The sequence below is a fragment of the Brevibacillus panacihumi W25 genome (assembly GCF_000503775.1).
GTDB lineage: Bacteria > Bacillota > Bacilli > Brevibacillales > Brevibacillaceae > Brevibacillus > Brevibacillus panacihumi_A.
In genome coordinates this window covers 349,865-373,814 of the sequence record NZ_KI629782.1, presented here as the reverse complement: position 1 = coordinate 373,814, position 23,950 = coordinate 349,865, and the positions used below count along the sequence as shown (strand labels likewise).

General features: G+C 50.7%; 26 protein-coding genes and 1 pseudogene. 25 read left to right on the top strand and 2 right to left on the bottom strand.

What is annotated here, in order from left to right; genetic code table 11:
• The first annotated feature begins 28 nt into the window (after nucleotides 1-28).
• From hisC to T458_RS31150, 15 genes are all read left to right on the top strand, one after another.
• On the top strand, nucleotides 29-1,117 hold the full coding sequence (gene hisC / locus T458_RS31220; protein ID WP_023554413.1) for a histidinol-phosphate transaminase: 1,089 nt from the start codon (nucleotides 29-31) through the stop codon (nucleotides 1,115-1,117).
• 72 nt (nucleotides 1,118-1,189) lie between these two features.
• The gene (locus T458_RS31215; RefSeq protein ID WP_023554412.1) at nucleotides 1,190-2,290 is read left to right on the top strand and encodes a prephenate dehydrogenase; all 1,101 of its coding nucleotides are present in this window, start codon (nucleotides 1,190-1,192) and stop codon (nucleotides 2,288-2,290) included.
• A 75-nt stretch (nucleotides 2,291-2,365) separates the two neighbouring features.
• Entirely contained in the window at nucleotides 2,366-3,646 is a 1,281-nt protein-coding gene (aroA, locus tag T458_RS31210) for a 3-phosphoshikimate 1-carboxyvinyltransferase (RefSeq protein WP_023554411.1), read from the top strand.
• A 319-nt stretch (nucleotides 3,647-3,965) separates the two neighbouring features.
• Nucleotides 3,966-5,081: an amidohydrolase family protein gene (locus T458_RS31205; protein ID WP_023554410.1), complete on the top strand. Its 1,116-nt coding sequence runs from the start codon at nucleotides 3,966-3,968 to the stop codon at nucleotides 5,079-5,081.
• A 148-nt stretch (nucleotides 5,082-5,229) separates the two neighbouring features.
• Nucleotides 5,230-5,820, top strand: coding sequence for an RNA polymerase sigma factor (locus tag T458_RS31200; RefSeq protein ID WP_023554409.1), 591 nt, complete (start codon nucleotides 5,230-5,232; stop codon nucleotides 5,818-5,820).
• Nucleotides 5,817-6,470, top strand: a complete 654-nt coding sequence (locus tag T458_RS31195; protein ID WP_051410013.1) for a zf-HC2 domain-containing protein — start codon at nucleotides 5,817-5,819, stop codon at nucleotides 6,468-6,470. Before T458_RS31200 ends, T458_RS31195 begins: the two co-directional genes overlap by 4 nt.
• Nucleotides 6,471-6,553: 83 nt before the next feature.
• Nucleotides 6,554-7,498: a tetratricopeptide repeat protein gene (locus tag T458_RS31190; RefSeq protein ID WP_031305329.1), complete on the top strand. Its 945-nt coding sequence runs from the start codon at nucleotides 6,554-6,556 to the stop codon at nucleotides 7,496-7,498.
• A gap of 106 nt (nucleotides 7,499-7,604) precedes the next feature.
• Nucleotides 7,605-8,738, top strand: coding sequence for a hypothetical protein (locus T458_RS31185; protein ID WP_031305328.1), 1,134 nt, complete (start codon nucleotides 7,605-7,607; stop codon nucleotides 8,736-8,738).
• A gap of 86 nt (nucleotides 8,739-8,824) precedes the next feature.
• On the top strand, nucleotides 8,825-9,040 hold the full coding sequence (locus T458_RS31180) for an IDEAL domain-containing protein (protein WP_023554405.1): 216 nt from the start codon (nucleotides 8,825-8,827) through the stop codon (nucleotides 9,038-9,040).
• A gap of 94 nt (nucleotides 9,041-9,134) precedes the next feature.
• Nucleotides 9,135-9,557 (top strand): DUF2487 family protein, encoded by a 423-nt coding sequence (locus tag T458_RS31175; protein WP_023554404.1) that lies wholly within the window; start codon nucleotides 9,135-9,137, stop codon nucleotides 9,555-9,557.
• A 215-nt stretch (nucleotides 9,558-9,772) separates the two neighbouring features.
• Nucleotides 9,773-10,291, top strand: coding sequence for a Rieske (2Fe-2S) protein (locus T458_RS31170; RefSeq protein ID WP_023554403.1), 519 nt, complete (start codon nucleotides 9,773-9,775; stop codon nucleotides 10,289-10,291).
• A gap of 1 nt (nucleotide 10,292) precedes the next feature.
• Nucleotides 10,293-10,964 (top strand): menaquinol-cytochrome c reductase cytochrome b subunit, encoded by a 672-nt coding sequence (qcrB, locus tag T458_RS31165; protein ID WP_023554402.1) that lies wholly within the window; start codon nucleotides 10,293-10,295, stop codon nucleotides 10,962-10,964.
• Nucleotides 10,965-10,995: 31 nt separating this feature from the next.
• Nucleotides 10,996-11,787 carry a menaquinol-cytochrome c reductase cytochrome b/c subunit gene (locus tag T458_RS31160; protein WP_023554401.1) on the top strand — a complete coding sequence of 264 codons (792 nt, stop codon included), beginning with the start codon at nucleotides 10,996-10,998 and terminating at the stop codon, nucleotides 11,785-11,787.
• A gap of 72 nt (nucleotides 11,788-11,859) precedes the next feature.
• Nucleotides 11,860-12,459 (top strand): DUF1405 domain-containing protein, encoded by a 600-nt coding sequence (locus T458_RS31155; protein WP_023554400.1) that lies wholly within the window; start codon nucleotides 11,860-11,862, stop codon nucleotides 12,457-12,459.
• 50 nt (nucleotides 12,460-12,509) lie between these two features.
• Entirely contained in the window at nucleotides 12,510-13,325 is an 816-nt protein-coding gene (locus tag T458_RS31150) for a sporulation protein YpjB (protein WP_023554399.1), read from the top strand.
• 59 nt (nucleotides 13,326-13,384) lie between these two features.
• On the opposite strand, the gene T458_RS31145 is transcribed toward T458_RS31150, so the two are convergent.
• Together T458_RS31145 and T458_RS31140 are read right to left on the bottom strand one after the other, a co-directional pair.
• Nucleotides 13,385-14,242 (bottom strand): YitT family protein, encoded by an 858-nt coding sequence (locus tag T458_RS31145; RefSeq protein WP_023554398.1) that lies wholly within the window; start codon nucleotides 14,240-14,242, stop codon nucleotides 13,385-13,387.
• Between the two features lie 102 nt (nucleotides 14,243-14,344).
• Nucleotides 14,345-15,499, bottom strand: a pseudogene (locus tag T458_RS31140) (MFS transporter).
• A gap of 226 nt (nucleotides 15,500-15,725) precedes the next feature.
• Between T458_RS31140 and T458_RS31135 the strand changes: the two are divergent.
• The 10 genes from T458_RS31135 (at nucleotide 15,726) to panD (ending at nucleotide 23,902) form a co-directional block, all read left to right on the top strand.
• Complete coding sequence (locus tag T458_RS31135; protein WP_023554397.1) at nucleotides 15,726-16,067, top strand: nucleotide pyrophosphohydrolase; 342 nt, start codon at nucleotides 15,726-15,728, stop codon at nucleotides 16,065-16,067.
• Nucleotides 16,067-16,819: a 4-hydroxy-tetrahydrodipicolinate reductase gene (gene dapB, locus T458_RS31130; protein ID WP_023554396.1), complete on the top strand. Its 753-nt coding sequence runs from the start codon at nucleotides 16,067-16,069 to the stop codon at nucleotides 16,817-16,819. The genes T458_RS31135 and dapB overlap by 1 nt, the downstream gene beginning before the upstream one ends.
• A gap of 47 nt (nucleotides 16,820-16,866) precedes the next feature.
• Nucleotides 16,867-17,274, top strand: a complete 408-nt coding sequence (locus tag T458_RS31125; protein WP_023554395.1) for a methylglyoxal synthase — start codon at nucleotides 16,867-16,869, stop codon at nucleotides 17,272-17,274.
• Nucleotides 17,275-17,281: 7 nt separating this feature from the next.
• Nucleotides 17,282-17,977: a bacillithiol biosynthesis deacetylase BshB1 gene (bshB1, locus tag T458_RS31120; protein ID WP_023554394.1), complete on the top strand. Its 696-nt coding sequence runs from the start codon at nucleotides 17,282-17,284 to the stop codon at nucleotides 17,975-17,977.
• Between the two features lie 19 nt (nucleotides 17,978-17,996).
• The gene (gene bshA / locus T458_RS31115; RefSeq protein ID WP_023554393.1) at nucleotides 17,997-19,130 is read left to right on the top strand and encodes an N-acetyl-alpha-D-glucosaminyl L-malate synthase BshA; all 1,134 of its coding nucleotides are present in this window, start codon (nucleotides 17,997-17,999) and stop codon (nucleotides 19,128-19,130) included.
• A 139-nt stretch (nucleotides 19,131-19,269) separates the two neighbouring features.
• Nucleotides 19,270-20,493, top strand: a complete 1,224-nt coding sequence (locus T458_RS31110; RefSeq protein ID WP_023554392.1) for a CCA tRNA nucleotidyltransferase — start codon at nucleotides 19,270-19,272, stop codon at nucleotides 20,491-20,493.
• A complete protein-coding gene (locus tag T458_RS31105; protein WP_023554391.1) occupies nucleotides 20,483-21,466 on the top strand; it encodes a biotin--[acetyl-CoA-carboxylase] ligase in 984 nt (327 codons plus the stop codon). Before T458_RS31110 ends, T458_RS31105 begins: the two co-directional genes overlap by 11 nt.
• Before the next feature lie 295 nt (nucleotides 21,467-21,761).
• Nucleotides 21,762-22,625, top strand: a complete 864-nt coding sequence (gene panB, locus T458_RS31100) for a 3-methyl-2-oxobutanoate hydroxymethyltransferase (RefSeq protein WP_023554390.1) — start codon at nucleotides 21,762-21,764, stop codon at nucleotides 22,623-22,625.
• Nucleotides 22,622-23,482 carry a pantoate--beta-alanine ligase gene (gene panC, locus T458_RS31095; RefSeq protein WP_023554389.1) on the top strand — a complete coding sequence of 287 codons (861 nt, stop codon included), beginning with the start codon at nucleotides 22,622-22,624 and terminating at the stop codon, nucleotides 23,480-23,482. Before panB ends, panC begins: the two co-directional genes overlap by 4 nt.
• A gap of 36 nt (nucleotides 23,483-23,518) precedes the next feature.
• Complete coding sequence (gene panD, locus T458_RS31090) at nucleotides 23,519-23,902, top strand: aspartate 1-decarboxylase (RefSeq protein ID WP_023554388.1); 384 nt, start codon at nucleotides 23,519-23,521, stop codon at nucleotides 23,900-23,902.
• Nucleotides 23,903-23,950: the final 48 nt, after the last annotated feature.

Sequence of the window (23,950 nt, the reverse complement as noted above, 5' to 3'; positions counted from 1 at the left end):
TGAAAAAGAATGCAGGAGTGAGACGTGCATGCAACCCAAGCAACGAATCCTCAATGCCCCGGTCTACCAACCTGGGAAACCGATTGAAGATGTAAAACGCGAGTATGGTTTGACGGAAGTGATCAAGCTCGCTTCCAATGAAAATCCGTATGGCTGTTCCCCGAAAGCCAAAGAAGCGATTGTCGCACAACTGGACAACCTGGCGATTTACCCGGACGGCGCCAGCTTGCAATTGCGTTGGGACTTGTCTGAATTCCTCGGTGTTAAGCCTGAGCAGCTGATCTTTGGCAACGGTTCGGACGAAAATCTTCTCATGATCGCCCGCGCCTTCCTCAGCGAGGGTACGAATACAGTGATGGCAAAGCCTACCTTTTCCCAATATCGTTCCAATGCCATTATCGAAGGAGCGGAGCTGATCGAGGTTCCGTTAAAAGACGGTGTGCACGATCTGGAAGCCATGGCTGCTGCTGTCAATGAGCAGACACGCGTGGTCTGGGTATGCAATCCGAACAATCCTTCCGGCACAATTGTTACGACAGCAGAGCTGGAAGCCTTTTTGAAAAAGGTTCCGAAAGAAGTCTTGGTCGTTCTGGACGAAGCCTACTACGAGTACGTGGTGGACCCGGAATATCCGCAGACTGTTCCAATGCTGGCTGACTACCCAAATCTGATCATCTTGCGCACCTTTTCCAAAATCTACGGGCTCGCGACGATGCGCGTAGGTTACGGAATCGCTTCCGAAGAAATTGTATCGGCGCTCGAGCATGTGCGCGAGCCGTTTAACACGGGAACTCTGGGACAGGCAGCTGCCCGTGCAGCCTTGCATGACCAGGAATTCGTGGTTTCCTGCCGGGAGAAAAACAGAGCAGGCATGAAACAGTTGACGGATCGGTTCGACGAATGGGGCTTGCAATACTACCCTTCGCAGACGAATTTTGTTCTTGTCAACTTGAACCAGGATTCCAATGAGGTCTTTAAAAAACTGCTGAGTCATGGTATTATCGTTCGATCCGGTAGTGCACTGGGGCATCCAGGCTATCAGCGAATCACGATTGGGACTGCGGAACAGAATGAAAAATTGCTTCGCGCCCTCGAAGAGATCGTAAAAGGTGCCTAAATTCATGCTTGAGATGCCGGGACTTTCCCGGCATTTTTCGCTACACGCGCAAAGGAAGGATCGAAACTGGAGATGAAGAGAACAACCATAGCTGTGATCGGCGTCGGATTAATCGGCGGATCGATCGCTTTATCCTTAAAAAGAGACCCCGATATTCGGATCGTCGGCTTCGACGTTCGTCAGGATTTTTTGGATAAAGCCTTGAATACAGGAGCCATCCATGCGGGAACGACCGATTTGCAGACAGCAGTAAGAGAAGCAAACGTCATTTTCCTAGCAGCTCCTGTGGAACAGATTTACGCGATTCTCGAATCGCTTCGCACTCTGGATTTGCAGCCCGGCGTGATCGTCACGGACGCTGGCAGCATCAAAACAGGCATTGTAAACCATGCAATTCGCGTCATTCCCGACCATGTTACCTTTATTGGCGGCCATCCGATGGCTGGCTCGCATAAATCAGGAGTTGAGGCAGCCTCCGATCGTTTGTTTGAAAACGCCTATTACGTGCTGACTCCAGCGCCCGGCACTCCTGAAGACAAGGTAGAGTATTTGAGCGAGCTGCTTCAGTTGACGCGTGCCAAGATCGTGCGCATGGACGCCGACACGCATGACCAAGTCGTCGGAGCAGTCAGCCATTTTCCACATATCCTGGCTTCAGCACTGGTGAATCTAGTAGCGGGCTACGATGATGAAAATGCTTGGCATGCCCGTCTTGCTGCGGGCGGATTCCGGGATATTACCCGCATCGCATCCAGCAATCCACGCATGTGGCGGGACATCCTCTTGCACAATCGCGAGCATTTGCTCCAGATCGGACGCGATTGGTCCAAGGCACTGGAGGATGTGATGAAGCTGGTCGAAGAAGGCAATCCCGACGGCATTGAACAGTTTTTTCAATCTGCTCGTGATTTCCGCGATGGACTGCCCGAGAGAAAAGCGGGTGCACTGCCTCCGCTCTACGATCTGTACATTGACATTCCTGACCATCCGGGTGAAATCGGGCGAATTACGACCTTGCTCGGGGCCAAGCAAATCAACATTACCAACCTGCAAATCAGGGAGACGCGGGAGGACATCTACGGAGCATTGCGGATTACGTTCCAATCCCAGTACGAGATGGAAAAAGGGGAAGAGCTGCTTCGCTATTTCGAGTACAATGTGTACAGACGATAATTTTTCATGCAGAGGTACTTTACAACGAAGACGCTTCACAGCATGACTGGCTAGATGAAGAAGGGGAGTGTACGTGTGCTACGCATCAAACCAACCAATCAAATCAGCGGAACCATCCGTGTTCCAGGAGATAAATCAATTTCCCATCGCGCGGTCATGTTCGGAGCGCTTGCCAAGGGAACGACGCGCATCGAGGGCTTTCTCCCCGGTGCCGATTGCTTGAGCACGATTCAATGCTTCAAGCAAATGGGGATCGAGATCGAGCAAGCAGGAGACCGAGTCACTGTCCAAGGGAAAGGCTGGTACGGCCTGCAAGAGCCTTCCTCTCGTCTGGATGTCGGCAACTCCGGCACTACGATTCGCCTGATGGCAGGCATTATGGCAACCCAGCCCTTCCACGTCGTCATGGAGGGAGACGAATCGATCGCCAAACGGCCCATGCGTCGCGTGATTGGACCACTGCGCCAGATGGGGGCCAAAATTGACGGACGCAAAGAGGGGGAGTTCACGCCGCTCTCCATCCGCGGGGGAGGGTTAACCGGGATCTCCTATGAATCTCCGGTAGCGAGCGCGCAAGTGAAATCGGCTATTTTGCTCGCAGGATTGCAGGCACAAGGCGAAACCTCCGTGACGGAGCCCCATCTGTCGCGCGACCATACGGAGAGAATGCTCCAAGCGTTTGGCGTGCAGGTCGAGCGTGACGGCTTGACCGTGCGTGTCAAAGGCGGACAGGAGCTGCAAGGACGCGACATCCAGGTTCCTGGGGACATCTCTTCTGCCGCTTTTCTGATCGCGGCTGTGATGATGGTGCCAGGCAGCTCTCTGCTGATTGAAAATGTAGGGATTAATCCGAGCCGCACGGGAATCATTGACGTCGTACGCCAGATGGGCGGCGGTCTTGAACTGCTCAACGAAAAGTTAGTCAATGAAGAACCGGTCGCGGATCTTCTGGTGACGTACGCGCCGCTGCACGGCATTGAAATCGCAGGAGACATTATTCCGCGATTGATCGACGAGATTCCGGTGATCGCGGTCATGGCGACGCAGGCGGCCGGACAAACGGTCATTCGTGACGCGCAGGAATTGAAAGTAAAAGAGACAGACCGCATCGCAACCGTTGTAAGCCAGCTCAGCAAATTTGGAGCTCAGGTAGAACCGACGGATGACGGGATGGTTATCACCGGCAGTTCCAAGCTGAAAGGCGCTGTCATCGACAGTATGGGCGATCACCGCATCGGCATGGCGATGGCGATTGCCGGACTGGCTGCGCAAGGAGAGACCCAGATCGAGAACGACGAAGCTATCGCCGTCTCGTTCCCTGGATTTTCCGAGTTGCTAAGCAGGATTAGTCTATAGAAGAAAGACAAAAAACCCACATAATGGTGTGTGGGTTTTTTGCATGACCGGCTGTACTAATAAAAAAATTGCCCAATAAAATTATATTGATTTTATTCCCGAATTTTAGCAAAAATGATTTGACAAGCGCTTACATTCCGTTTATTATAAAAATACAGTATGGTTTCTCTCCACTCCTATCCAATATAAAAGCACATATCGTGCTACCGTCTATTGAATGCGTTTTCAAGAGACGGTCTTTTTTTTGTATTTTTCCTGTTTCCCCCTCATAAGCATGTATAAGATAACGTGCGGTTTCGGGATGGGGAGGGGACAAGCATTGCAGCAGGAGACAGTGATTCGCGGCGGTACGATCGTGACAGCACAAGGGCTTATGGAGACGGATGTCTGGATTGTAGACGGAAAAATAGCGCGTTGGGGCAAGGATACGCTGCGCGCCAAAAAGCAGGTGTCGCGTCCGAAGGAAATAGATGCAACCGGGATGTACCTTTTGCCCGGTTTTGTAGCAATGGCTCCGCCGCATCTTCAGCGGTTGAAGGGGGCGGACTACTTGCAAGAGGTAAGGGCGTTGATCCGGACAGGCTGTACGACGCTCGTGGATGTGCTTTTGCCTGAGCGCTGGATGAATCGCGAGCAGGTAGCGTATCTCAAGACGAATCATTACGACAGCCCCATTGATTACGTATGGCATGTCGGTCTGGAAGTCACCCGTTTTACGGGAAAAGAAGTTCTTGAATGGTGCCGCCAAGGTTTTCGGACGATTCGACTGTACCTGCGGCATTTGGGCGATATTTCCACCCTGGAATGGGAAACTATTTCGCAAATCCTTACGTCATATAGAGCGATACTTCATCTTCACCTGCCGCCAAGGTCGTCTCTTGGCAGGGCGGATCGCGAAGAGCTTCGGCGCCGCTGGATGGAAGTCACCCGTTACTGGAATATCCGTATCGTAGTAGAGCAGATGCTTCCTCCCTTTGAGGAAGAAGACTTCGAGAAGTACTACCATCTGTACTGGCTTGATACAGTGCATACGGATCGTGGGCTGCGGGCTCTGCACCGTCAATGGTATGCTTCATGTCCGATCGCTTCCTCGATCAAGGAAATCCGCTGCGATTATCGGCGCAGGTGGTGCTCAGAGGAGGAGCTTTTGTCTCTTCTGGTACGACTGGCGTCGAGAAATGTCGCCAAGGCTTTCGGTTTGTATCCGCGCAAAGGATCGCTTGCTCCAGGGGCAGATGCCGACATCCTTTTCCTGAAAAAGGAATACTGGTTGACAAAGATGGATTCTTCCACTATTCTCAATTTTAGTGAAATCGAGCTTCCAACATCTGTTATGTCGAATGGTATTTGGATATATCGAGATTTGAATTTTCTCCCCGTATTGGGACTTGGCAGGTGCCTTCGCGACACCAGGCCCTATGCCTATGTCATCTAGCCGATGCTTATGGGGATATTTTCATAAAGGATTTTGGTAGACAGACGAGAAAAAAGATCTGATAACAGCGCAACTTTTTAGCTCTCCGGCGGTCTAATTAGGCAAAAGGTCGCTGGGGAGTCGGAATCGCAAGGAGGTAATCCTGAACATGACCGATTCCCAGCTTATCCGAGAGATTAAAGAAGGTAATCTGGAATGCTATGCTGAGCTGATTCGTCGATATGAGAAAAAGATCCTCGCTTTTGTCACACATCTTTTGCGTCAGGCACATCTGGAGCACATTGCAGAGGATATCTGTCAGGAGACGTTTTACAAGGCGTATAAAAGCATTCATTCTTTCCGAGATGTAGAAGCTACATTTTCCACTTGGCTTTATACCATTGCCCGCAACTCCGTCTTGAGCGAACTTCGCAAAAGTCGAAATTCAGATGTTTATCTGGAGGACACGCTACAGGTGCCGACAGCTTCTTCGGAGCGTCTGCCTGAGCAAGTCTTGTTGCGCAATGAAAGGGAACAGATGGTCCGCCTGGCAATCAACAGCTTGCCGGAAAAACAGCGTTCTGCCCTGATTCTGCGCGAGTACGAACAGTTGGATTACAACGAGATTGCTACCATTCTCGATTTGACCGTAAGCTCGGTCAAGTCCCTGTTGTTCCGCGCTCGGCAAAGTATAAAAGGACAATTGGAAGCCTATATCCTGGACCCTCATTTGGATGAAGCTGAAGGGATGAATCGATGATGAGATGTGAAGAAGTTCAGGAGCTCCTGCCTGATTACGCCGAGAATCTGTTGTCCGAGGTAACACAAAGACGCGTAGACCATCATATGGCGAGTTGTTATGCCTGTCGCTCGGATTATGAGTTGTGGACAGACAGCGGAGAATGGATGAAGGAGGACATGGAGCAGTACCATTCCGTGACCCCATCCCGTTCGATTGTAGACGCTGTGATGGCCAGAATTCTCTCGGAGGAAAAATGGGCGATTCCGATCGGTCGGAAAATCTTTACCGTAACGGCGAGAATGAGAAGGATGGGCGCGAGCGCTGCAGCCGTTTTGCTCATGGTCTTTACGTTTACGCTCTATTTGAATACCAGTTCTACGGAGCATGCCAATGCTTTGATGATCGATGGAGAGTTGATGGCGATGGAGACATCCAAGGCTCAAGTCATCTCTTCCTCGATGCAGACCGATGACGGAACGTATGTGGTGGAGACGCCTCCATTGTCCGCCCAGCAAGAGGATGCCTTGCAGTACGCGACAGCGTCCATCGTACCGTTGGACGGAAAACCGGTCAATAACGATTATGCCAAGCCGAATTACAGTATTGTCCTCAGTGTTTTTGGTATTTTAATTACAGTCTTAACAATGAGTTGGCTTACACGGGTATAATGGTATATGATCAAATGAAACAGCAAAAGACCGTCCTCGGACGGTCTTTTGCAACTGTTGATCCTACATATGAGGTGAACGGAATGCCGAAAAAATGGCTCTACGTAATAGACGAGGCGATCAAACGGATTGAAAATGATGAGGTAGAGCTCGGATTGACAGCTCTGCAAAAAGTTCAGGAGCATGGACGGGAGCTGCCCGAGGTCATGATGTATCTGGCGGAGGTCTGGTATCGCTTGGGGCATCTAGAGGAAGCCTCCTCGCTCTTGTCTGAAATTCTGCAGAAGAACCCCGGGATGGAGCCTTCATTGCGGCGGGAATGCCAAATGCTCCTCGCAGAGATTGCGCTGGATTCCGCAGATTTTGAGACAGCGCAGCACTTGCTGTACGAATGCAAGGAATCCGGCGTAGAAAGCATTCAGCTTGATTTGCTGTTGGCTGACTTGTACGCATTGCAGGATTTGGATGAGGTTGCAGTCAAATACCTGGAGCAAGCTCGTCAAAAAGAGCCTGACAACCAGGATATCTTGGCAGCCTTGGGCAATCTGCATTTCCGCATCGGCAATGACGAGGAAGCATTAAGACTGCTGGAGCAGGCAGGAGAAGAGAGCCTGGAGATGCTGCTGAGCAAAGGTCGTTCGCTGGCGCAGAACGGTCACTTCGAGCAAGCTTATCAGGTGTTTCGCCAGGCACTGGTCTTGGACCAATCTGCGGAGGTTTTGTACGGATGCAGTCTGATGGCGTTCCATATCGGCCGCTTGGAAGATGCTGTTGAATTGGTAAACAGATTGCTTGCGCTTGATGAGGAATACGTGGCTGCCTATCCGCTGGCGGCGGATATCTATCTGTCGCTCGGCAAAACGGAGAAAGCCATCGAAGCCCTGCAGCAATACGTGGAGTTGTCAGGATTTGATCTGGATCATATCAAGCGTCTTGTCGCGTTGTTGACACAGGCGGGAAGGTACGAGGAAGCGAAGGATTACCAACATCTTCTCAACCAGTGGGACGATCAATCGAACGAAGAATAGCAGGACATAAAAACAGGAAGTCACATCGGTGGCTTCCTGTTTATTTTTCCGCATTCTGGCAAGAATGGAGGATAAACGTAAGCCAACGCAAAGAAGGGATGCGCAGATGAACTTGGCTGAGATCTTGGTTTACACCGATATCCGGCAGCTCCATCAGATTGCCAACCATTACGGATGCGAATGCAACCCTCATTCCAAAAATGATCTGATCACGTCACTGCTGTCCAGTTTGCGGCACCGGTCGACAATCTCGCAGGAAGTTTCGAATTTAAGCAAAGATGAGACTCACTTCATGCTGCTGCTTTTTCTTGACAAGCGTACGGTGATGTCGCTTGAAGACCTGCTGGCTAAGGCAGGGATTGCACTGGACGGAGCCAAGGAGCAAAAGCAGGCGGAAGCACGCCGTTTTGTAACGCAGGCGATGAAGAGGGGCTGGATTTACCCGATCAGGAACAAAGCAGTGGGACAGTACCAGATACCGCTCGACATTCGCGAGCCTTATTTGCAGGCTTGGCTTGAACAATGGCGGCAGGAGAATCAAATACTGGAGCTGCAAAGCATCGATGCGTATCGGGATGAAGGTACGGCCCTGTGTGACGATATCATGCAATTTTTACAATTTCTTCAGCAGGAGCCAGTTCCCTTGACAGCTGACGGAGGTATGTACAAGCGGCATCAACAACAGCTTTTTCAATTTTTATTTGTAAAAGAAGAGCCGCTCCTTCCGCAAAAATGGCGCTTTGGCTACGGCCTTCACTTTGATCTCTACCCGGATCGTTTTTCGCTGCTGTATGATTTCTGCTATTACAACAAGTGGATTGAGGAGTCGGGCGGCAGGGTCGGATTGTCAGAGGCCGGCAGGGAAAGGCTGGAGCAGCAGTATGAAGACAGCCTGTACCATGATTTGATTCGCTTTTGGATCAGGCTCTACAAAAAGCCGATTCCGAATTTGCCGATGCTGGTGCAGTTGATTCCCATGCTGGTGTCTGGCGGATGGGTTCAACAATCCACTTTGGCACAGACGCTGTTGGAATGGGTGAAGGATTTTTATTACGACGATTCTTTTCAGGTACTGACAAATCGGGTATGCAAGATGATGGTTCATCTCGGTTTGTTGCGTGTCGGACAAGACCAGGAAGGTAACTGGTTGTATTCAGCCACCTACGCAAGTCAGACGTGGCTGCGCAAATACAACGGCTTTGCGGAGACAACGATTCTGTTGGGCGACAAGCACGGCTAGGCCCTACGATTGTTGCTTGAAGGGTGCTCGACTCCTGCAGCTTTGCCAGAGACGGGCAAATCCAGTTTGAAAAGTGAGGGATGGGTATGGAGTGGCTGAATTTCTATTCCAATGCGTATGGTACGAACAATCAAATGGTTTCGGGTTTGTTGTCCGAGATCGTGATCGACGAACAGATGCGCAGCTATCGAAAACGGGAGCTTTACAAGGAGATTGACGAAGCCTTGGCAAAGAAGGACAAGGAAGTATTTTTGCAACTTACAGGAGAGTTGAAAAAAATCATGGCTTACGAGCAGAAGTAATAGAGCTGAAAAGGATGGCGCAGGCGGATTGCCAGCCTTGACAGATTCATGGTACGCTAACTTCCGTAAATCTACGAGAAGAGGAGCTAGAACCATGCAGTGGAATACGAATGAACTGGAGAATTGGGAGGAGCTGCGGAACGATGTAGATACCGCGCTACTCCCTCTTTATTTGTATCGATCTGGCGCTCAGGTGCCCGACCACGCCCTGCGAATGAATTATTTATTGAATGTCGCGGCTGGAATCGAGCGAAAACTGAGGGGGAGGGTTTTGCTGTTTCCGATGATGTATCAGTTTTCGAATGAGCAGATGACCCCTCGTATTCCGGAAGGTTTTGCACATACGGTCATTCTTCATTTTAGCGGGGACACCATGAGGAAGACGGAAGAAAATGCGAACGCCCTGATGCTAGCGGTAGGGGATCAGGAGTTGGATTCTGCTTTGCGCTTTGAGGTAACCGTAGATGTCTTGTACCGAGAAGTCATTCGACATTGGCAGCGAAATAGCGAGCATTAGAGAGCGACTTCGGGTCATACTAGATTTTAGCAAGAGGAAAGGGCTATTTTTGACAAAATGGTAACAATATCTTTATTATCAGGGGTTTGATTCGGTCCTGTCCATTGGACATTCTTGACATCTGAATAGGCGTTAGCTATGATTGGGATTGACCTAGTGTATATGTATGAAAACGCCATCGTTGCGCTATTTTACAGGATAAGGAGGGAAAAGATATGGGCGATAAACGCGAAATTTCCAGACGTACATTTCTAAACTACGCACTGATGGGAACTGGCGGGTTTCTTGCTGCAGGAATGATCACCCCAATGCTTCGCTTTGCGGTTGACCCACTGCTCCAAGGACATGCTGGAGGAGATATGGTAGCGGTTGGAAGTCCTGATGACTTCGGACCAGACCCGAAGCGTGTTGAGTTTAAGGTACATACCAAGGACGGTTGGTATGAATCAGAGACCACACTGTCTGCCTGGATTCGTAAGCTAGAAGACGGCACGATCCTGGCTTTGTCCCCGATTTGCAAGCACTTAGGCTGTACAGTTGACTGGAACACAAGCCCTGATTTTCCAAACGAGTACTTTTGTCCATGCCACATGGGCCGCTATGCAATCAACGGTGAACACATTCTGGGTACGCCGCCTACTGCATCTCTAGACGAATATGAGACTGAGATCAAAGACGGTAAACTGTATCTGGGCGCTGTGAAAGCGAATCCTCGTGCGGGGGTGAGTGGTTAAGATGATGCAAAAAATGTACGATTGGGTTGATGAACGACTCAATATCACTCCGATGTGGCGTGATTTGGCCGACCACGAGGTACCTGAGCACGTGAACCCGGCACACCATTTCTCTGCTTTTGTTTACTGCTTTGGTGGTCTTACGTTCTTTATTACCGTTATTCAAATCTTGTCTGGCATGTTCTTGACCATGTATTACGTACCAGACATCATCAATGCGTATGAATCGGTGAAATACCTGCAAAACGAGGTTGCTTTCGGATCGATCGTTCGTGCGATGCACCACTGGGGTGCCAGCTTGGTCATCGTCATGATGTTCCTGCACACCTTGCGCGTATTCTTCACCGGTGCTTACAAAAAACCGCGTGAATTGAACTGGGTTGTTGGCGTACTGATTTTCTTCGTCATGCTCGGTCTTGGCTTCACCGGTTACCTGCTCCCGTGGGACAACACAGCATACTTCGCAACCAAGGTAGGTCTGCAAATTGCTGACTCCGTACCGTTTATAGGTCCGTACGCAAAAATGCTGCTTACGGGTGGCGAAATCGTTGGGGCCCAAACCCTGACACGTTTCTTTGCAATTCACGTATTCTTCCTGCCTGCTGGTCTGTTTGCCCTGTTGGCAGCTCACTTTGTAATGATTCGTTCGCAAGGGATCTCGGGTCCACTATAAAATAGTCTTCATAACATAAGGAGGAATTAGCATGGCAAAACAGGATAAAGATGCTACCTTCGTTGGAGACTCCCGAGTATCGGCGAAGCGTATCCCTAATATTTCCCCATCCTACTCTGACTTTCCGGGAAAAACCGAGCCTTTCTGGCCGAACTTCCTGTTGAAAGAGTGGATGGTTGCGGCCGTTTGCTTGGTCGGTTTCTTGATTTTGACGGTATCCCATCCGTCTCCACTGACTGACAAAGCAAACCCGAATGACACCTCTTTCCTCCCGTTGCCAGACTGGTACTTCTTGTTCCTGTATCAGTTGCTCAAGTATCCTTGGGCTGCCGGAGACTGGGTCGTCATCGGTATTATTGGTATCCCGGGTATTGCCTTCGGCGCCCTGATGTTGGCTCCATGGCTGGATACCGGTAAAGAACGCCGTCCTTCCAAACGTCCAGTAGCAACTGGTCTGATGCTGACAGCGTTGGTCGCTATCTTCTACCTGACCTGGACTGCAAACGATCAAGCGAACCATTTGAAACACAAGAGTGGTGGCGAGGGCGGTGGCGGCACGCCTCCAGCTGCTGCGGCACCAGCTCCTGCAGATTCCAGTTTTAAAGCAGATGCTGTCTGGAAAGCCCAAGCAAGCTGCATGGGTTGCCATGGCGGCAACATGGAAGGCGGAATGGGACCTAACCTGCAAAAAATCGGCAGCGAACTGGATGCTACCCAAATTGCCGACATCATCAAGAACGGTAAAGGTGCAATGCCACCTAAATTGATCAAGGATGATGCAGAAATCCAAAAACTTGCTGAGTACTTGGCAAGCCTGAAATAAGCTCATAGAGAAAAAGCTGGCTGACGTTCGGTCAGCTTTTTCTTTCAGCGTAAACAGCGGGAGACGATGATCATGATCTGGATATGGGAGTGGTTTAGGCAATCCTTGACGAAAAGATGGTTTCTTTGGACGCTCTTGGTCGTGAACCTGCTGGGAACCATATACGGATTTATCTGGTATGGCAATCAACTGGCAGCAACCCCTGCATTCTTGCGTCCTTTCGTCCCGGATAGCCCGACCGGTAGCGGATTGTTTACGCTCGTCCTGCTTACTTATTTGTTGGGTCGCCACGTTCCTGTTCTGGAAGCATTGGCTGGCATTACCAATTTTAAATACGGCGTGTGGGCTGTATGCATCATCGTGGCAGGGTGGATCATGGGAAATGAACTGCGCTGGACCGATATTATGCTCATGGTCTCACATGCGGGCATGGCGATTGAATCAGTCCTGTATGCAAGGTTTTTCAAATTAAGCATCCTGCCAGTCGGGATTGCTGCACTGTGGACGTTGAATAATGATTTTCTCGATTATGTCATGAAAATTCATCCATGGCTGCCTTCGGTTCTGGAACCATATGACGGAATAGTCGGCCTGTTCACGGTCATGCTGAGCTTACTTTCAATAGGGGTCATTTGGTTTACCAACCAGATGTTCACGAGAAACAAGGTCTAATCTTGTCCTCCTTTCCATAGTCTGTACAAGGGAAAGGAGGGTTTTTTGCGTTGAGAAAAAACATACGCTATCTTTCGGTCTTCCTGTTGATTGGCATTTTTCTCTCGTGGCCGATACACAGCTTGTATATGAGATTGGACCAGCCACGGGAAGAGAAGCAATTGGCTGATCTGGACCAGATCGCACAGGAACTGCTGACGAACGTAAAAAAAGGAGATTTGGAGGGGGCAAGAGAGCGCATCGAGCGGTTGGCTGTACGCTTCCCGAATCAGCACCTGCCGATCCCGATTCGCATCGAGACATTAAACGCCGTTACACAGTCCATTCTGGCAGCCAAGCAAAGCATCCAATCTCCTTCCGTGAACGAAGAACAGATTCTCTGGCATGCAACTCGGGTTCGCGTCGCCATCGATGCTTTGAGAGAAAACCATCAACCGATGTGGCGCAGCTATTATCCCTCTTTTATGACGCAGGTGCAAAACTTGCAGCTATCTGCCGTGGAGCGGGATTTCGAGACGTTTCGTGTGCAGTTTGAGGAGAATCAACGCTTGTTTTTGGCGCTCAAGCCTGCGATGAGTATCCAGCTTGATGAAGCCAAGATGCAGACCATATCCTCTGCCTACGAGCAGATTCTCAAGGAAATGCGCAAAGGGGAGAAGGATTGGCAAATCGTACGAGAAACCTTGCGCGTCTTGAACAGTGAATTGCAGGATGCTTTTGTAGGAGGGGAAAAAAGCGCGTTTACACGTTTGATGATGAGACCCGATTCCCCGCTGGTGATCACGACAAGCATATCGGTAGCTGTCATCATCGCACTCGCGTACGTAGCCTACCGCAAATACGACGCTGAATTTCACTCCACGTAAACACGACGCATGTAAAAAACCTTGCTGCCAAAGAGCAAGGTTTTTTCGCATTCAGATGTTCAGTCATGGAGCGGCTTTTTGTTCTCATCGAGGGTGAAGCCTTCCCCAAGGACTTCATGCACGTCATTGACGATCAGAAAAGCATGAGGGTCTATCTCCTGGATGATGTTTTTATAACGCATCACTTCATTCCGGCTGACGACAACATAGACAATCTGCTTCTCGGCGCCGGAGAAGGCCCCTTTGCCGGAGAGAAGCGTCACGCCACGGCCAAGCTCGAGAATCTGCTTGGAAATCTCTTCAGCGCGTTCGGAGATGATGGTCAATGCTTTGCCTGCGTATGCGCCGTCCTGGAAGAAATCAATGACCCGAGCGGCGATGAAGACGGCAACCAATGTGTACATCGCGCTTTCGAGATTGAGGTAAATGAGTGATGCACAGATAACCAGGATATCGCTGAAAAAAAGGGTTCTTCCCATGCTGACACCCCAGTATTTTTGCAGCATGCGGGCGATGATGTCGACGCCGCCGGTGGTTCCCCCATAGAGAAAGATAATACCTAGCCCGATACCTACGGCAACCCCTGCATACAACGATGCGAGCAGTCGATCATCCATGGGCAAGGGGAGGACGCTGTCAAACACGGAAAGGAAGACCGACAGGGACACAGTCCCTAGAATCGTATAGATAAACGAGGTGCGGCCAAGGATTTTCCACCCGAGAATGAATAGGGGAATGTTGAGGGCAAAGAATACGATCCCCTGGTCCACCGCCGGAAAAAGCAATTTGATCAAAATGCTAATGCCCGTAATGCCGCCTTCCGCTAAATGATTGGGGATGTTAAAGGAGTTAATGCCAAATCCCATAATGGCAGTACCGACAATAATGGCAATAATGCTGTCCAAACGTAATTTCATCTTGTCCTCCTGTGTACCCGTCGAGACGGGCGCGGGCAATGTTCATTCGAGTGTCATTATATGACAATCGCGGAGGAAAATAAAGTTAGGAACAGGTGCGACTCAAGCTTCTTGCGCTGATTCCTGCTTTTGATTCATTTGCTTTGCGGTCAGGAGGTAAATCGCCAGTGAGACGGCGCCGAAGAAAGTTGCAACGAGGAAGAGAGCGGAGTAGCCACTCCATTCAGAAATCCAGCCGAGAGTGATCGAGCCTATGCCGAGTCCAAGATCGAATGCAGTCGTAAAGGAGGCATTCGCCATTCCTTTTTGATCGGGACGGACCAGTCGCAGCGCTACCGCCTGCAAGACAGGATGGGCCGAACCAAAGCCAAAACCGAAAAGGATGGCTCCCGCGACAACACCAGTCAGGCCCGAAGTAGAAGCCAGGGTAATCATTGCGGCGACGGTTACAAGTAGACCCGGAATGATCACATACGCTTCTCCATAACGGTCAGCAAAACGGCCGGAAAAAAACCGGACGAATGTAAGAGCTATGGCATAGACGAGAAAAAACAAACCGGGATTGACCTGAACCGATGTAGAGAAAAGGGGAATGAAGGTGACAATTCCGCCATAGACGAAAGCAAGGAAAAAGACAATGAAGCTAATCGGAAGCAGCGATTTCTCAAAAAGTCTCATTCGCCCGGTATACGAACTTTTCTGAAAAGGCATTTTCACCATCGAGCTCCCGACCAAGGCGATCAAGACAAGCAGAGTGGCCACGAGAAAAGTACCTGTAAAGGACTGCTCTGCGATCAGATACACGCCCAAGAGGGGACCGATCGCCATCGCAAGTGTGCCTGACAGGCCGAACTACCCCATGCCTTCACCGCGTCGCTGTTCAGGAATCGTATCCGTAATCGCAGTTGCGATTGCGGTTGTGGCAAAACCCCAACTAATGCCGTGAATCACCCGAAATACCAGTAACAGGAGGATGCTGCTGGCCCAGGTATACAAGTACATCGTAATAGCAAACAAAGACAGGCCCCACATTACGAAAGTTTTTCGTCCGATTTGGTCAAGCAAGCTTCCGACGAACGGTCTGATAACTACCGCTGCAATCGTAAACAGGCCAATGACCAGTCCAACCTGTGACTCGTTGCCGCCAAGCTCTTTGATGTAGAGAGGCATCGTCGGCAAGAGGAAATAAAAGCCCGTTGATAAAAAGAACATCGCGAGCGTCAAAGTGACAAAAGATTTCGTGAAAAGCGGTTTCATTCTTTTCACACTCCCATTAATCATATATTGAAAACAAAAATGTATAATAATTTTGCCGTTTCTTATTTAAGCATGGAGCACAACCTTTGTCAAGATTTTCCTATCTGATTTGATCGATGTAGTGACAGACGCTTTTATGCACCGCATCGCGATTTCAAATTTGGCAAACCAGGGCTTTTCAGTTACGATAAGTGAAAGGATGTTTCAGATAGAAGAGGAGTGGCCTATGGAACAGAAAAAGAAAAACTTGCAGGAGATTCAGCAGGAAGTGGATCAATACATATCGCAGTTTAAGGAAGGCTATTTTTCTCCCTTGGCCATGATGGCTCGCATGTCGGAAGAAGTCGGCGAATTGGCGAGGGAAATCAATCACCATTATGGAGAAAAACCCAAGAAAACGGATGAAGGCGAGAAAACCGTCGAAGAGGAGCTGGGCGATGTGTTTTTTATCGTCCTGTGCTTCGCCAATTCCCTGGGAATTGACCTGCAGGAGGCCTTCGACCGCATCATGCACAAATTTAATACAAGAGATAAAGATCGCTGGACGAAAATAGAGGAGACAGAGTAATGGAACAGCAAATTCGAGTAGCAGTAGCAGGTGCAAATGGACGAATGGGACAGGAAGTTGTCACCATGCTGGGACAGGACAAGCAATTGGTTTATGTAGGAGCCTTGGATACAAGGGGGGAAGATGAGGCAATCCGCGCCAGACTGGAAGAGATGAAGCCGGATGTGTTGGTCGATTTCACGACCCCCCATAGCGTTTACCGCCACTTGGAGATTTGTTTGCAGCACGGGATTCGTCCAGTCGTGGGAACTACCGGTCTTAGCCAGGACGAGATCCAGGAGATGACCAGACGATTTGGTGAAGCAGGATTGGGCTGTATTGTCGCGCCGAACTTTGCGATCGGGGCGATTTTGTGCATGAAGTTTGCAGCGATGGCGGCCAAGTACATGCCGCATGTCGAAATCATCGAGCTTCACCATGACCGGAAGCTGGATGCGCCGAGCGGGACCGCTTTGAAAACAGCCGAGATGATTGCGGCTGTGCGTGAAGAGATCAAACAGGGCCATCCGGAGGAAAAAGAGACGATCCCAGGTGCTCGCGGAGCCGAATACGAGGGTTTCCGCATCCACAGCGTGCGGTTGCCGGGGATGGTAGCCCATCAGGAAGTACTGTTCGGTGCGACCGGTCAGACCCTTTCCATCCGTCATGATTCAATCAATCGCGAGTCTTTCATGCCAGGAGTCAATATGGCCATTAAAGCCGTGATGAATATGAACGGATTCCTGTATGGATTGGAGCATCTCATCGATTAAACAACTGTTTAACGGGAATTTTGTCAGGAGAAAAGGGAGAGGGTAGTGTGAAAATTGCTTTAATCGCCCATGACCGTATGAAAGAAGAGATCGTCCAGCTCGCTCTTGCCTATGAAGCGATTTTATCCGAGCATGAATTGTTTGCGACTGGCACAACCGGTAAGCGGATCATGGAGGCCACCTCCTTGTCGATCACGCGATGTCTCTCCGGACCCATGGGAGGAGACCAGCAAATCGGGGCGAAAATCGCACAGAACGAGATGGATCTGATCATTTTTCTGCGCGATCCGCTGACTGCTCAGCCACATGAACCAGATATTATTGCACTACTGCGGCTTTGTGATGTGCACAAGATTCCTTTCGCCACCAATCTGGGCACAGCAGAGATTTTGCTGCGTGCATTGGAGCGCGGGGAGCTGGACTGGCGGGAAATCATTCATGAGGAGAAGGAATGAACAAACCATGAGTTCATTGGATATATTGGCAATTGGTGCTCATCCCGACGATGTCGAGATCGGGGCGGCTGGCAGTCTCTTGCTGGCCGCCAAGCAAGGGCAGCGGGTAGGCATCCTGGATTTGACTTACGCAGAGCTGTCCTCGAATGGCGATGTGGAGCGCAGACAGCAGGAGGCAGCAGCAGCAGACCGTTTGCTGGGAGTGGCAGCGCGCTACAATTTCGGGTTTCCCGACAGAGGGCTGGAGCCGGTGCGGGAGCAGGCGATCAGCCGCATAGTGGAGTTGATACGACAGACACGTCCGCGAGTCGTACTGGCGCCGTACTTCCAGGATCGACACCCAGATCACGAAAGTGTCAGCCGGATCGTACGGGAAGCCGTTTTTTCAGCCGGAATCCGCAAGTACCAGCCGCACGACAAGTACCCTGCGTATCGGCCTGCGCAATTGCATTATTACTTCATTAATTCGACGGTGACACCGCAGATCGTGGTGGACATCACGGCTGTTTATCAAGAAAAAATGGAAGTGCTTCGCTGCTACAAAAGTCAATTTGAATTAGAGGAAGGCAGTGTCGCTACACCGCTGACCAATGGATATCTCGAATCGGTGGAGTACCGGGAACGGCTGTTTGGGCAACAAGCAGGGGTGCGCTACGCGGAGGGATTTATGTGTGCGGCGCCATTTGTAGTGGCGAACCTGTAAGAAGGAGTGACATCCTGGTATGAAGATCGGGATTACCTGTTATCCGTCATTGGGCGGTTCTGGGGTAGTGGCTACCGAGCTGGGCAAGCTCTTGGCTGAACGCGGACACCAGGTCCATTTTATTACGTCTGGCATGCCGTTTCGGCTGGGAGCCTTCCACCCCAACATTTTTTACCATGAAGTAGATGTTAACAATTATGATGTATTTAAATATCCACCGTATGATTTGACCTTGGCGAACCGTATGGCGCAGGTTGCCAAAAATGAGAACCTGGATTTGCTCCATGTTCACTATGCTGTGCCGCATGCTTTGTGTGCTTTTCTCGCCAAGCAAATGGTCGGGGATCATCTAAAGATCGTCACGACTCTGCACGGCACGGATATTACGGTCCTGGGCTATGATTCCAATCTCAGCGATATGATTCGTTTCGGCATCGAACGTAGCGATCTCGTCACGGCTGTATCCAGAGACCTGATTCGCCAGACGAAACAGCTTTTGCACGTGGAAAAAGAGATTGTTCCGGTCTATAACTTTGTCGACAAGCGGCGTTACTATCCCAAAGAGGTAAGTGCGCTGAAAAAGAAGTTTGCGCCAAATGGCGAAAAAATTCTTATGCATATCTCCAATTTCCGTCCGGTCAAACGTGTCCCGGATGTGATCCGAATTTTTGCCAAGGTGCGCAAGGAAGTGGCGTCCCGACTGATCCTGATCGGGGAAGGGCCAGAGATGGGGCTCGTCCGCAACATGATTGCCGAGCTGGATTTGACTCAAGATGTGTGCTTTTTGGGAAAACAGGATGACGTAGCAGAAGTTCTCTCTCTCGCCGATGTGATGCTTCTGCCATCCGCGAAAGAAAGCTTCGGACTGGTCGCACTGGAAGCAATGGCGTGCGGGGTACCCGCTGTCACCTCTGATGCAGGGGGATTGCCCGAGGTGGTCCTGGATGGCGTATGCGGCTTTTTACGGCCGATCGGGGATGTCGACGGGATGGCAGAGGCAGCAATCCGGCTTTTGAAGGATGAGGAATTGTATCGGATTCATTCGCGCAAAGGTATCGAACGATCGAATGATACGTTTTGCCATGAAAAAATTGCCTCGCAGTATGAGGCTTTGTACGAACAGCTTCTCGGAGTTAGCCATCAGCAAAATTAGGGGCGTTGAAAGGCTTCTTTGGCGTATTGATGAAGCTTGGAGATCAGGATAAACAGGCCATACAACATTCTCATGCAAGATGCCTCCTTTTCAGAGTGAAGGATAGGGAATGCCATGTGAAAACGGGAGGAAAACCACAGTGGTGTACGAGATAGCGTTACGAATCCTGCAGACGCTTGAAAAAAACGGATACGAAGCGTATTTTGTCGGGGGTTGCGTCCGCGACTGGCTCTTGCATCGCACCGTGCACGATATAGATATATGTACGAATGCCCATCCCGGCGACGTCATGACTATTTTTCCCGATCATGTCTTGACGGGTCTCAAGCACGGGACCGTCAGTGTCAAATTGGAAGGTCTGTTCTTTGAAGTGACGACGTACCGGACAGAGGGCAAATACGAGGACTACCGCAGACCGAGCACCGTCCAGTTTGTATCCGAGCTGCGGCTTGACCTGCAGCGGCGTGATTTTACGATCAATGCGATGGCGATGGACCGTCACCGCAGGCTGCACGATCCCTTTGACGGACAAGAGGATTTGAAAAAGAAGCAAATCCGTGCAGTGGGGGAGGCAGTCGAACGTTTCCAGGAAGACGCGCTTCGCTTGCTTCGTGCGGTTCGGTTTGCAGCCCAGCTTTCTTTTGACATTGAGAGCAAGACGATGGCAGCGATGAAACAAACGGCTCCTTTGCTGGCTCATATCGCAGTGGAGAGGGTGCGTGAGGAAGTGAACAAGATGTTGGCCAGCGCTGCACCGCAATGGGGGTGTCAGCTTCTTTGCGAGGCTGGACTCTTTGTTTCCACACCACTGTTGGAAAGGCTTTTTCAGCATGGGTCCCAACAAGCATGGAGACTTTCTCATGTACAGGATCTGGTGCAAAAATGGGCGCTGCTCTTTTACGCGGCGGAATTTACGCTCTCTGAGGTGAAGCAGGTTGCGACCCACTTGAAAATGTCCAAGCGAGAGAGCGAACGTCTGCTAACGCTGCTGGGATGGCTTGAGAAAATTCGCCCTCAGTGGGATATCCCCAAAGACATTGAGTGGCGTACCCTCATACTGGATGCAGGTTTGGCGACAAGCCAGGAGGTAAACAGCCTGTTGCTGGCTATCTGGTGGCAGCAACGCCAGCAGGTTGATACAGAGGCGCTTCAACGAGCCTACGACAGCCTGCCTGTCAAAAACGCCAAGGAGCTGGCAGTGACGGGCTATGATCTCCAGGTGGCATTGAAGAAGCATAAAGGTGAGTGGATTGGTCGGGTTCTGGTAAGCCTTTTGCATCAAACGGCATTTGCGGGTTTGCCAAACACGCCTGAGGCACTGATCGCAGCGGCAAAAAATGAGGTGGCACGCAATGAATATTAAACAGGTGATACTGCAGGCCTTTCACGATCAGCCAGATCGTTTCATATCGGGAGAAGAATTGAGCCAGATGTGCGGCTGTTCCCGTACAGCAGTGTGGAAGCATATGGAGGAGCTCCGCCGCGACGGTTATGAGGTAGAAGCCGTCCGCAAATCCGGGTACCGGCTGGTGGCAGCTCCAGATCGCTTGTCTGCCGCTGAAGTGACGGCAGGCTTGGGCACTCAGCGAATCGGACAGCAGGTATTCGCCTATGACGAGGTAATTTCGACACAACCGCTCGCACATGATGCTGCAACCAAAGGCGCTCCGGAAGGAACTTTGGTGCTGGCAGAGCTGCAGACAGGCGGAAAAGGACGCTTGGGCCGCCCCTGGCATTCGCCGAAGGGGTCCGGGATCTGGATGAGTTTGATCGTAAGGCCGGTGATCCCGCTGCCCAAGACACCGCAAATGACTCTTTTGACAGCGGTTTGTGTAGCTCAGAGCATTCGCGAAGAGACTGGGCTGCCAGTCAAGATCAAATGGCCAAATGATATTTTCATCGGGGATAAAAAAGTATGCGGTATTCTGACAGAGCTGCATGCCGAGTCGGATCGGGTTCATTATCTGGTGATCGGTATCGGTATCAATGTAAACAGCGTCAGCGCCGATTTTCCAGCAGACTTGGCTCAGATTGCCACATCTCTGCGGATCGAGTCCGGGCAACCTGTAAACCGCATTCGTCTAATCCAGCGGTTTTGCCGTATTTTTGAATCTTGGTACGATCATTTCCTGCAGGATGGCTTTCAGCAGATCAAGGAAAACTGGGAAGCCCATTCCTATACCATCGGTCGGGACGTAAGCGTCCAAACCATTTCCCAAAAATTAGAAGGCAGAGCAATCGGCCTCGATGAAGCAGGCGTGCTGCTCGTGCGGGATGAGTCCGGACATGTGCACAAAGTCTATTCGGCAGATGTCAATTATCGTGCAAAACATTAAATTTTCTGTTATACTCCAAAAAGTGGAGGCTGTATCATACCTGAACGGCACTCCGAATGAAAGACATGCTCGAGGTGAAATCTTTTCGAGTAAAGCACTTGTTGATGGAGAATAGTGATACTTACAAGCTTATGGACTAAAATCTGCTCAGAGCCTGTGTGGACCGAGACAGAAGGAATCCTTTCAGACGCAAGATGTCTCTTATGTATGGACAACCTTCTCCCGTATTCGGCGCGAGAAGGTTTTTTACGTTCCAGATCAGCCCAGGCTTTCGGCACGTACAGAGGTGAAAGAATTGGCAGAGAGCACGAAACCGGTAACGACAGCTTTTATCCGTAAAAAGAAAGAGACGGGGATACCGGTCACCATGATTACAGCGTATGACTACCCTACCGCCAAGCTGGTGGAAGAAGCAGGGGTAGATATGATTTTGGTGGGTGATTCACTCGGGATGGTTGTCCTCGGATACGACTCGACGATCCCGGTGACAATGGAAGACATGATTCATCACACAAAAGCCGTGACCAGAGCGGCAAAACGTGCACTGGTCGTCGCTGATCTCCCTTTTCTCAGCTATCACGGAACCGTTGAGGAGGCCGTGAAGAATGCGGGCAGGTTGATGCAGGAAGGCTTGGCAAAAGCGGTAAAAATGGAAGGCGGCAACGAAATCGTACCGATCGTCATCCGCTGTGTGCAAGCTGGCATCCCCGTCGTCGGGCATATTGGCTTGACGCCGCAGGCCGTACATCAGCTTGGTGGCTACAAAGTGCAGGGGCGTGATCTGCAAGCGGCAAAACGTCTGCTTTCAGATGCATTTGCTTTGCAGGAGGCGGGTGTCTTTGCCCTCGTCCTGGAAGCAGTGCCGGAAGAAGTGACAGCTCAGATCGCCAGCAAGTTGAGTATCCCTGTCATTGGAATTGGAGCGGGAGTTCACTGTGACGGACAAGTCCTGGTCTTCCACGATTTGGTGGGGTACGCTTCACAACTTACACCCCGATTTGTGAAACGTTATACAGACATCGGGGAACAAATTCGATCCGCTGTTGCTTCTTATGTCCAAGAAGTGGAAGCGCGTGCTTTTCCTGCACCGGAGCATGTATTTCATGCGACGGAGGAGACGATACAACAGTTGTACGGCGAAGGAGTGTCAAAGCCATGATTAAGACGCTGCAACAGATAAACACCGTCGCAGAAATGCGTGAACACATACAAACGGCAAGAATGCAGGGCAAGCGCATCGGCATAGTGCCAACCATGGGGTATTTGCATGAAGGCCATCTCAGTCTTGTGAGGGCGGCTCGGGAAAAATGTGACGTGGTGGTCATGAGCATTTTCGTCAATCCCTTGCAATTCGGTCCCAATGAGGACTTTGACCGGTATCCGCGTGATTTGGAGCGGGATCGCGCACTGGCGGATCAAGCGGGGGTAGACGTACTGTTTACGCCGGATGTCAGCGAGATGTATCCGCGCAAGATCCTGACCAATATTTCCGTATCGAATGTGACAAATCCCCTTTGCGGACGATCGCGGCCCGGCCATTTTGACGGAGTAGCTACAGTCGTGATGAAGCTGTTCCAGATCGTACAGCCCGATTACGCATTTTTTGGGCAAAAGGACGCACAGCAAGTGGCTGTGGTCACACAGATGGTCCAAGACCTCAATGTTCCTGTCCAAATCGTGCCATGCCCGATCATCCGCGAAGCAGACGGCTTGGCGATGAGCTCGCGCAATGTCTATCTGACGCCGGAGGAGCGTGCACAGGCACTTGTCCTGTCCCATTCTCTTTCGCTGGCGGAAAAATGGCTCCGTGAAGGCGTGACGATCGAGGAAGTACGTGGCCGCGTCATCGACATCATCAGCGAAAAGCCGTTGGCTGCCATCGAATATGTCGAGATTTTGAGCTACCCAGAGTTGGAGCCGCTCGAACAGGCGGTCTCAGGCACTACGTTGATTCTGGCACTGGCGGTGCGTTTCGGCAAAACCCGCCTGATCGACAATTGGATCGGAACGATCTAAGAAATAGAGTGGACAGATGACTTGAGGAGGAAAAACATGTTTCGCACCATGATGAAAGCCAAAATTCACCGTGCTACTGTCACCGAAGCCAATCTGAACTATGTCGGGAGCATTACGATCGATAAAGATTTGCTGGATGCCCTGGATATTCTCCCAAATGAAAAGGTGCAAATTGTCAACAACAACAATGGTGCTAGATTGGAAACCTATGTGATTGAGGGAGCCCCCGGCAGTGGTGTCATCTGCCTGAACGGCGCTGCAGCACGCCTTGTCCAGGAAGGGGATATCGTCATCATCATCGCCTACGCCATGATGACAGATGAAGAAGCGCGTACCTACACGCCACGTGTCGCCATCATGGACGAGAACAACAAAATCAAGCAACTGATCGCCGAAGAGGTGCATGCGACGGTCCTGTAACGGCCCTCGCGCTTCCAGGCTTTTGCATAGAGCCCACCGCCTTGTGAG